At 42.9% G+C, this 8,998-nt stretch carries 8 protein-coding genes; 6 read left to right on the forward strand and 2 right to left on the reverse strand.

What is annotated here, in order from left to right; genetic code table 11:
- Window positions 1-12: 12 nt before the first annotated feature.
- The 6 genes from pbp1b to HT698_RS09805 all read left to right on the forward strand — a co-directional run bounded on the left by pbp1b (window position 13) and on the right by HT698_RS09805 (window position 6,827).
- Window positions 13-2,496 (forward strand): penicillin-binding protein PBP1B, encoded by a 2,484-nt coding sequence (pbp1b, locus tag HT698_RS09780; protein WP_173218861.1) that lies wholly within the window; start codon window positions 13-15, stop codon window positions 2,494-2,496.
- Between the two features lie 82 nt (window positions 2,497-2,578).
- Window positions 2,579-3,490: a DMT family transporter gene (locus HT698_RS09785; protein WP_173218863.1), complete on the forward strand. Its 912-nt coding sequence runs from the start codon at window positions 2,579-2,581 to the stop codon at window positions 3,488-3,490.
- 228 nt (window positions 3,491-3,718) lie between these two features.
- Entirely contained in the window at window positions 3,719-4,417 is a 699-nt protein-coding gene (dapD, locus tag HT698_RS09790; protein WP_050392043.1) for a 2,3,4,5-tetrahydropyridine-2,6-dicarboxylate N-acetyltransferase, read from the forward strand.
- A 67-nt stretch (window positions 4,418-4,484) separates the two neighbouring features.
- Window positions 4,485-5,615 (forward strand): N-acetyldiaminopimelate deacetylase, encoded by a 1,131-nt coding sequence (locus tag HT698_RS09795; protein WP_050392044.1) that lies wholly within the window; start codon window positions 4,485-4,487, stop codon window positions 5,613-5,615.
- A gap of 11 nt (window positions 5,616-5,626) precedes the next feature.
- Window positions 5,627-6,166: a 5-formyltetrahydrofolate cyclo-ligase gene (locus HT698_RS09800; protein WP_050392045.1), complete on the forward strand. Its 540-nt coding sequence runs from the start codon at window positions 5,627-5,629 to the stop codon at window positions 6,164-6,166.
- Window positions 6,150-6,827 carry a rhomboid family intramembrane serine protease gene (locus HT698_RS09805; protein WP_173218865.1) on the forward strand — a complete coding sequence of 226 codons (678 nt, stop codon included), beginning with the start codon at window positions 6,150-6,152 and terminating at the stop codon, window positions 6,825-6,827. The genes HT698_RS09800 and HT698_RS09805 overlap by 17 nt, the downstream gene beginning before the upstream one ends.
- A 66-nt stretch (window positions 6,828-6,893) precedes the next feature.
- Here HT698_RS09805 and galU read toward each other — a convergent pair whose 3' ends face one another.
- The gene (galU, locus tag HT698_RS09810) at window positions 6,894-7,793 is read right to left on the reverse strand and encodes a UTP--glucose-1-phosphate uridylyltransferase GalU (RefSeq protein ID WP_050392047.1); all 900 of its coding nucleotides are present in this window, start codon (window positions 7,791-7,793) and stop codon (window positions 6,894-6,896) included.
- Window positions 7,794-7,814: 21 nt separating this feature from the next.
- Entirely contained in the window at window positions 7,815-8,831 is a 1,017-nt protein-coding gene (locus tag HT698_RS09815; protein ID WP_173218867.1) for an NAD(P)H-dependent glycerol-3-phosphate dehydrogenase, read from the reverse strand.
- Between the last annotated feature and the right edge of the window lie 167 nt (window positions 8,832-8,998).

Below are 8,998 nucleotides of genomic sequence, written 5' to 3' on the forward strand. Positions count from 1 at the left end.
GTGAGGAAATCCATGCAAAATCAATTAAATGAATTAAAACGAAAAATGCTGGAATTTTTCCAGCAAAAACAAAAAAATAAAAAATCAGCTAGCCCTGGCAAGAAAGGTTCAAGTGCCCAAAAATCTAAATCACTAGATAGGCCAGCCATTTTTCCAGCTATTTTACTGAGTATAAAAGCCCTATTTAACTTGCTCTTTGTGCTCGGTTTTCTAGGAGGAATGTTGGGAGCTGGGATTGCTTTGGGGTACGGAGTGGCCTTGTTTGACAAGGTACGGGTGCCTCAGACAGAAGAATTGGTGAATCAGGTCAAGGACATCTCTTCTATTTCAGAGATTACCTATTCGGACGGGACGGTGATTGCTTCCATAGAGAGTGACTTGTTGCGCACTTCTATCTCATCTGAGCAAATTTCGGAAAATCTGAAGAAGGCTATTATTGCGACGGAAGACGAACACTTTAAAGAACATAAGGGTGTAGTGCCCAAGGCGGTGATTCGTGCGACCTTGGGGAAATTTGTAGGTTTGGGTTCCTCTAGTGGGGGTTCAACCTTGACCCAGCAACTGATTAAACAGCAGGTGGTTGGAGATGCGCCTACCTTGGCTCGTAAGGCGACAGAGATTGTGGATGCTCTTGCCTTGGAACGCGCCATGAATAAAGATGAGATTTTAACGACCTATCTCAATGTGGCTCCCTTTGGCCGAAATAATAAGGGACAGAATATTGCAGGGGCTCAGCAGGCAGCTGAGGGGATTTTCGGTGTAGATGCAAGTCAGTTGACGGTTCCTCAAGCAGCATTTTTAGCAGGACTTCCACAGAGTCCCATTACCTATTCTCCTTATGAAAATACTGGAGAGTTGAAGAGTGATGAAGACTTAGAAATAGGCTTGAGACGGGCTAAGGCAGTTCTTTACAGTATGTATCGTACAGGTGCCTTAAGCAAAGACGAGTATTCTCAATATAAGGATTACAATCTTAAACAGGACTTTCTCCCTTCAGCTACAGTCATAGGTGTGTCACGAGGCTATTTATACTTTACAGCCTTGGCAGAAGCTCAAGAACGTATGTATGACTATCTAACTCAGAGAGACAATGTCTCCGCTAAGGAGTTGAAAAATGAGGCAACTCAGAAGTTTTATCGCGATTTGGCATCCAAGGAAATTGAAAATGGTGGTTATAAAATTACTACTACCATAGACCAGAAAATTCATTCTGCTATGCAAAGTGCGGTTGCTGACTATGGCTATCTTTTAGACGATGGAACAGGTCGTGTAGAAGTAGGGAATGTCCTGATGGACAACCAAACAGGTGCTATTCTAGGCTTTGTAGGTGGTCGTAATTATCAAGAAAATCAAAACAATCATGCCTTTGATACCAAGCGCTCACCAGCTTCTACTACCAAGCCTTTGCTGGCCTACGGTATTGCTATTGACCAGGGCTTGATGGGAAGCGAAACGATTCTATCTAACTATCCAACAAACTTTGCCAATGGGAATCCGATTATGTATGCTAATAGTAAGGGAACAGGAATGATGACCTTGGGAGAAGCTCTGAACTATTCATGGAATATCCCTGCTTACTGGACCTATCGTATGCTTCGTGAAAAGGGTATTGATGTCAAGGGTTATATGGAAAAGATGGGTTACGAGATTCCTGAGTACGGTATTGAGAGCTTGCCAATGGGTGGTGGTATTGAAGTCACAGTTGCCCAGCATACCAATGGCTATCAGACCCTAGCAAATAATGGTCTATATCATAAAAAACATGTGATTTCTAAAATTGAAGCAGCAGATGGTAGAGTGGTGTATGAATATCAGGATAAACCAGTTCAAGTCTATTCAAAAGCTACTGCGACGATTATGCAGGGCTTGTTGCGAGAAGTTCTATCCTCTCGTGTGACAACAACCTTCAAGACGAATCTGACTTCTTTAAATCCTACTCTGGCTAATGCAGATTGGATTGGGAAGACTGGTACAACCAACCAAGACGAAAATATGTGGCTCATGCTTTCGACACCTAGATTAACCCTGGGTGGCTGGATTGGGCATGATGATAATCATTCGCTGTCACGTAGAGCAGGTTATTCTAATAACTCTAATTACATGGCTCATCTGGTAAATGCGATTCAGCAAGCCTCCCCAAGCATTTGGGGGAACGAGCGCTTCGCTTTAGATCCTAGTGTCGTAAAATCCGAAGTCTTGAAATCAACAGGTCAAAAACCAGGGAAGGTTTCTGTTGAAGGAAAAGAGGTAGAGGTCACAGGTTCGACTGTTACCAGCTATTGGGCTAATAAGGCAGGAGCGCCAACGACTAGTTATCGCTTTGCTATTGGTGGAAGTGATGCAGATTATCAGAATGCTTGGTCAAGTATCGTTAGCACACTACCAACTCCATCAAGCTCCAGCAGTTCAAGCAGTTCAAGTAGTTCAAGTAGTAGTTCTAGTGATAGCAGTAACTCAAGTACTACACGACCTTCTTCTTCAAGGGCGAGACGATAAGTTCTATGAACTGTGCTAAATGAAGTGGCCAATCAATGGATTGCCACTTTTTTCTTTTTTCCTTTCGTGTTACAATAAAGGTATGAATCAGTATCAGAAAAAGATTGTTAAAGGAACCATTTATTCTCTTCTATCCGGCCTAATCTGGGGAATCTGTGGGATTTTAGGAGAGTACTTCTTTACTCATTATCAGGTGTCTTCGGGCTGGATTACCTCTATGCGTTTGACACTGGCAGGAAGTCTTGTACTCATTTGGTCTGCGATGCAATTAAAATCGCAAGTGTTTGATATTTGGCGAGACAAGAAAAATTACCTGCCCTTTTTGGCCTATGCTATTTTGGGGATTTTTTCAGTCCAATATTTTTTCTATCTCTGTGTAGAATACTCAAATGCAGCGACAGCGACTATTTTACAGTTTATTAGCCCTGTCTTTATCCTCTTTTACAATCGCTTGGTTTATCAAAAACGAGCGTCAAAAAGTGCTATTTTCTATGTTTTGATTGCTATGCTGGGTGTTTGCCTGATGGCGACAAAAGGCGATCTCTCTCAGTTATCCATGACGCCACTAGCCCTTATAACAGGTCTGTTGAGTGCCATGGGGGTTATGTTTAATGTTATCTTACCCCAACCTTTTGCGAAACGCTATGGTTTTGTACCTACGGTTGGGTGGGGGATGATTTTGGCAGGTTTATTTAGCAATGTCCTCTCGCCGGTTTACCAGCTTTCCTTTACTCTGGATATTTGGGGTATCTTGATTTGCCTCATTATCGCTTTTTTCGGGACGGCTTTTGCCTTTTTCATTTCCATGAAGGCAGTGTCCTTGGTTTCTCCTTTGGTGGTTTCTGTTATCAGTGCCAGTGAACCTCTCTCTTCTGCTCTCTTGAGTGTTTTGTTCTTAGGATTGGTAGTGGATTGGTCCCTTCTTCTAGCGATGGCCTTGATTATTTTGCCTATGATATTTTTGTCTATAGAAGAAGCGAAAGAAAGTAGATAAAAGTCTTTTCTTAATTCTAAAAGTGTGCTATACTAGAATAGTCAATAAAACACGGGGAGATAGTTGTGAAGAGTGTTTTTAGGTTGTATCGGTAGGGGCTTGCTTTTACCGACAGCACGTTTTATCTCACATCCCTAAAAAATCATACCTAAAAACAGACAAAAAGGCTTCAAATTTGAGGCCTTTTTTGGTAGAATAGTTATCATTATAAAGAATGAGAGGCCTTTTATGACTGCTACAAAAATGAGCGCACAAGAAATTATTCAATTTATCGCCAATGCTGAAAAGAAAACCAGTGTGAAAGTAACCTTTGAGGGAGAACTTGCAACTGCTGTACCTAGCTCTATTGTTAAACTAGGGAATGTCTTATTTGGAGACTGGAAAGATGTTGCTCCGCTTCTCGATGGTTTGGTAGAAAATCAAGACTATGTTGTTGAGCAAGACGCTCGTAATTCTGCCGTTCCTTTGCTAGATAAACGTGCTATCAATGCTCGTATCGAGCCAGGTGCGATTATCCGTGATCAAGTTGAAATTGGTGACAGTGCTGTTATCATGATGGGAGCAGTCATCAATATCGGTGCTGAAATTGGTGCAGGAACCATGATTGACATGGGGGCTATCCTTGGTGGCCGTGCTATTGTTGGGAAAAACAGTCACGTTGGTGCAGGTGCCGTTCTTGCAGGTGTGATTGAGCCAGCTAGCGCAGAACCAGTCCGTGTTGGAGATAATGTTCTTATCGGCGCTAATGCAGTGGTCATCGAAGGAGTTCAAATCGGTAGTGGTTCAGTTGTCGCAGCAGGAGCTATTGTTACCCAAGATGTCCCAGAAAACGTAGTAGTAGCAGGTGTTCCAGCTCGTATCATCAAAGAGATTGATGCCCAAACCCAACAAAAAACAGCGCTAGAAGATGCGCTTCGTACCTTATAATTGTAAAAGAAAAATAGAGGCGGAACCCTTCTTCCAGCCTCTTTCTGCTATATAGGAGGACAGATAGATGTTAGATTTGATTCAGACTAGACGAGATTTGCACCAGATTCCAGAGATTGGCTTGGAGGAGTTCAAGACTCATGCTTATTTGCTAGATGTGATTGAGAAATTGACTGCGGGCAAGAAGTTTGTTCAAGTTCGTACTTGGCGGACAGGTATTTTGGTCTATTTGCAGGGAAGTCAGCCAGAGAGGACCATTGGTTGGCGGACAGATATTGATGGTCTGCCTATCGTTGAACAAACAGGATTTCCTTTCGCTTCTCAGCACCAAGGTAGTATGCATGCTTGTGGACATGATTTCCACATGACCATTGCCTTGGGCTGTCTTGAGCGCGCCCTTGAGGAGCAACCAAAGAACAATCTACTCTTCCTATTTCAGCCTGCTGAAGAAAATGAAGCTGGTGGCATGCTCATGTATGAGGATGGCGCTTTTGGAGACTGGTTGCCAGACCAGTTTTATGGCCTCCATGTCCGTCCAGATCTGAAAGTTGGCCAGATTGCGACCAATACTCATACACTTTTTGCAGGGACTTGTGAGGTGAAGATTCGTTTCAAAGGCAAAGGTGGCCACGCAGCCTTTCCGCATGAAGCCAATGACGCTTTGGTGGCGGCTAGTTACTTTGTAACCCAAGTGCAGTCAGTTGTCAGCCGCAATGTCAACCCAATCGAGGGAGCAGTGGTGACCTTTGGCGTTTTTCAGGCTGGAACAACCAACAATGTCATCACAGACACAGCCTTTTTACATGGAACTATTCGTGCCTTAACTCAGGATATGAGCCTCTTGGTGCAAAAGCGGGTCAAAACAGTTGCAGAAGGAGTTGCAGCTGCCTTTGATATGGAAGTTGAAGTGGAACTCAAGCAAGGTGGATACCTACCTGTTGAGAACAATCCAGCCTTGGCGCGTGAACTGATGGATTTCTTTGAAGAAAAAGACGGAATCGAGCTGATTGATATCGAGCCTGCTATGACAGGTGAAGACTTTGGTTATCTTCTTTCAAAGGTTGATGGTGTTATGTTTTGGCTAGGTATCGATAGTCCCTACGCTCTTCATCACCCTCAAATGAGTCCTAAGGAAGAGGCTTTATCTATTGGGGTGGATGCGGTCTCTAGTTTCCTGAAAAAGAAGGCAGCAGAGTAGAGGAATTGTCTATGAAAGCAGAATTACGCAAGCAAGTCTTGCAAGAAATGAAGACTATATCTCAAGAGCAAAAACAGGCTATAGAGCAAGCTTTAACCGAGCGATTGTTACAACACCCCTTTTACCAAGAAGCCAAGGTTATTGCAACCTATCTCTCTTTTCCTCATGAGTTTCAAACGCAGGGATTGATTGAGCAGGCGCTGAAGGATGGCAAGAAGGTTCTGATACCCAAAACCTATCCCAAGGGGCACATGGACTTTGTGGTCTATGATCCGCAGCAGTTGGTAAAAACTTCCTTTGGCTTACTGGAACCACAGGGAGATTTGGAAGTATTGGATGCCTCTAAGATTGATTTGATTCATGTTCCGGGGCTGGCTTTTACGACAAAGGGTTATCGAATTGGCTATGGCGGAGGTTATTATGACCGCTATCTGGAACAGTTTACTGGTCATACTTTGAGTACGGTTTATCATTATCAAGTTCAGGACTTTATCCCTGAAAAGCATGATATTCCTGTTCAGGAGGTTCTGATTGATGAAAGAAATCTTTGATAGGCGTTACCCTGTGACGAGTTTCTTCCTCTTAGTGACGACCTTGGTATTTCTACTAATGTTGGTGACCACAGGAGGAAACTTTTACAGGGCAGATACCCTATTTCGATTTGGAGCTATGTATGGGCCTGTTATTCGGCTCTTTCCCGAGCAGGTTTGGCGTCTCTTCTCTGCTATTTTTGTTCATATTGGGTGGGAGCATTTCATTGTTAATATGCTTTCGCTCTATTATCTTGGTAGGCAAGTAGAGGAGATTTTCGGATCCAAGAAGTTTTGCTTTCTCTATCTCTTATCTGGAATGATGGGCAATCTCTTTGTTTTTGTATTTAGTCCAAAATCCTTAGCAGCAGGAGCTTCTACTTCTCTCTATGGGCTATTTGCTGCGATTATTGTTCTTCGCTATGCAACGCGTAATCCTTATATCCAGCAGTTGGGGCAATCTTATCTGACACTTTTTGTGATTAACATTATTGGAAGTGTTCTGATTCCAGGAATCAGTCTAGCAGGTCATATCGGAGGTGCAGTTGGTGGCGCATTTCTAGCAGTTATCTTTCCAGTTAGAGGAGAAAGACGGATGTATGGCGCTAGTCAGAGACTGGTAGCGTTAGTGTTGTTCGTAGGACTCGCAGTCTTACTTCTCTACAAGGGAATGGGGTTGTGACGAAGTTGAAAGAAAATTTGTATAATGAAAAAAGATAAGGCATTTTTTGAACCTTATCTTTTTATGTTATTCTTTTTCAGCTAATTCTTTTCCAAGTTGGATGAGGTAATCTTTCAAGTCATCTTTGACTTGTGGATGTTTGAGGGCGTAGTCAATAGATGTTTTCATAAAGCCAAACTTATCCCCAACGTCGTAACGAGCTCCTGTAAATTCACGGGCGAAAACACGTTGTGTTTTATTAAGGGTATCAATAGCGTCGGTAAGCTGGATTTCATTTCCAGCGCCTGGAGCTTGCTTTTCGAGAATATCAAAAATTTCTGGTGTGAGAAGATAGCGACCGATGATTGCCAAATCACTTGGAGCATCTTCGGGAGCTGGTTTTTCAACGAAAGTTTCAACGCTATAGAGTCCATTGATTCCTTCTCCTTGAGGAGCAATGACCCCATATGATGAAACGTCTTCGTGTGGTACGGGCATGACAGCAATGGTTGATGCGTGTGTCTTTTCGTAATCATTCATCAGTTGTTTTGTCAAAGGAACGGCATTCTCGTCTGTGATGTCCATAAGGTCATCACCCAGCATAACAACGAAGGGTTCATTCCCCACAAAAGCTTTGGCTTGTAGGACAGCGTCTCCAAGACCACGAGGGTGAGTTTGGCGAATGAAATGGAGGCGCATACCAGTTGCTTCATCTACCAATTTTAACAAATCCGTTTTGCCTTTTTCTTTGAGGTTGTACTCAAGCTCAAAGTTTGAATCAAAGTGGTCCTCAATAGAACGTTTTGATTTACCAGTGACAACCAGAATATCTTCGATACCTGATTTAAGAGCCTCTTCTACGATAAACTGGATAGTTGGTTTATCTACAATTGGCAACATTTCTTTAGCAAGTGCTTTGGTTGCTGGTAAAAATCGAGTTCCTAGTCCAGCGGCAGGAATGACTGCTTTTCTAACTTTCAGTGCCATAAGAATCCTTTCTTTAGAGGGTTAAGACCACTCATTTTCTGCTTTAAATTCATTGTTCATGATATCATAAATGGCATCTTTGATATTGGTTCCGTTGTAAATAACTTGGTAAATGGCCTGCGTAATGGGCATATAAACTCCAAGTTCTTGCGCTAGTTCATAGGCTGCTCGAGTCGTTGAAATTCCTTCGATTACCATGCCCATATTGGCTTCGATATCAGCTAGGGATTCTCCACGACCAAGAGCATCTCCGGCTCTCCAGTTACGAGAGTGGATGGAGGTTCCCGTTACGATCAAGTCTCCTACACCAGACAAGCCACTATAGGTCAGTGGATTAGCCCCGAGTGCTACCCCTAGGCGGGTGATTTCTGCCAAGCCTCGAGCGATGATGGCTGCCTTGGCATTGTCACCAAATCCCAAACCATGTAAAGCTCCAGCGCCGACAGCAATAATATTTTTAAGAGCGCCAGCAGTTTCGACCCCGATAACATCCGTATTGGTATAAAGTCGGAAGTAGTGATTACTAAAGAGCTCTTGAACGTATTGAGCTGTGTGTAAATCTTTAGAAGCAGCAGTGATTAAAGTCAGGTCACGCACAATGGTCTCTTCTGCATGGCTAGGTCCTGAAACAACGACAATATCACTGCGGAGATGTTCAGGAATTTCTTCTTCAAGGATGGTTGATAATCGTTTATGGCTATCGGGTTCTAATCCCTTTGATGCGTGCATGATGATAGCCTTATGGTCTAAGGTTTTTGCAACTTGTTGGGCAACAAGTCGTGTCACTTTTGTTGGGACAACAAACAAAATCGCATCTACATCTTTTAATGCCTCTGCTAAGTCGGTGTAGGCAATGATATTTTCGTCTAGAACGACATCTTTAAAGTAGTGCTTGTTAGTATGATAGGTATTAATTTCATTGATTTGTTCGGGAATGTTTCCCCAAATACGTACCTCGTGTCCATTGTCATTTAAGACTTGTGAAAGGGCAGTTCCCCAAGAACCAGGCCCCAAGACGGCGACGGTTTGTTTTTCCATGATTTCCTCCTTAATAGAGTCCTTTCCCTTATTCTATCATATTTTAGAGGATTTTGCACTTGCATTGCTGGGGGAGTGGTGGCTTTGTTACTTGAAAAATATACAAAAACCGAGACGAAGTATTAAACTTTCAGTCTCGGTTTTGATATTATGTGACTATTAGTCTG

It is taken from the genome of Streptococcus sp. 3109 (assembly GCF_013276905.1).
Classification (GTDB): domain Bacteria; phylum Bacillota; class Bacilli; order Lactobacillales; family Streptococcaceae; genus Streptococcus.